The organism is Bradyrhizobium sp. Kon58 (genome assembly GCF_055807455.1).
The window spans coordinates 1-420 of sequence record NZ_JBVVOT010000169.1 but is presented as its reverse complement, the minus strand read 5'-3'; the positions used below and the strand labels follow the sequence as shown (position 1 = coordinate 420).

At 63.3% G+C, this 420-nt stretch carries 1 protein-coding gene; it reads right to left on the bottom strand.

All coding sequences use genetic code 11. The features are described 5' to 3' along the window. Nucleotides 1-136: 136 nt before the first annotated feature. A partial coding sequence (locus AC0L20_RS39980) for a hypothetical protein (RefSeq protein WP_473295665.1) occupies nucleotides 137-420 on the bottom strand: 284 nt, incomplete at its 5' end.

Here is a 420-nt window from a genome sequence, read left to right as displayed (position 1 = left end):
GCGCTCCAGTTGGCGCAGTTGGACTTTGGCGTGGTGCACCAGGAGGTCCATGTTGTAGGCCTGGGCAATTTTGAGGTAGGCGTCGCCGGTGGCCGAACCGATCATCGCACTCAGGCGCGCCCAGCGCTGCCATTCGTCATAGGCCCTGGCGCTCAGCTATATCGGCAATGCCGACGCGGCGCGACTCGGCAACCGCTATGCCACGCTGTTCCCCGTACGCATCGCACGCATGGTGCTGGTCAACACCGGGCGCGGTGAACCGCTCGCGTACGGCATCGACCTGTTGCTGCTCAAGGAACCGCCCCAGGCCAGCGGCGATGGCTGCATCAGTCGCTGGCTCGGTGATTTTCTGGCTTACGGCAAACAGCCACCTTCGACTACACGGTGTCTGGACCGTGGCGGTTGGGATTGACCGTTTAC